This is a genomic window from Pelomicrobium sp. G1, from assembly GCF_051905455.1.
In the GTDB taxonomy this organism is placed as follows: domain Bacteria; phylum Pseudomonadota; class Gammaproteobacteria; order Burkholderiales; family UBA6910; genus Pelomicrobium.
Genome location: NZ_JBQACR010000697.1, coordinates 1 through 230, shown reverse-complemented (window position 1 = coordinate 230; position 230 = coordinate 1). Strand labels below are relative to the sequence as shown.

General features: G+C 67.4%; 1 pseudogene. It reads left to right on the top strand.

Annotated features, from left to right (window positions below):
* Positions 1-230 (top strand): annotated as a pseudogene (ureC, locus tag ACTFO6_RS20175) (urease subunit alpha); the annotation flags it as partial.

Genomic DNA, 230 nt, shown 5'->3' with positions numbered 1-230 from the left:
CCTGGTGCTGTGGAAGCCAGCCTTCTTCGGCGTCAAACCGGCATTGGTGCTCAAAGGCGGCATGATCGCGGCAGCCGCCATGGGAGATCCCAACGCGTCCATTCCCACCCCGCAACCGGTGCACTACCGGCCCATGTTTGCCGCCCTCGGCGCCGCGCTGCGCACCTCGGTCACCTTCGTGTCGCAAGCGGCGCTGGACGACCCGCAACTGCACGCGCTCGGGTTGAGGA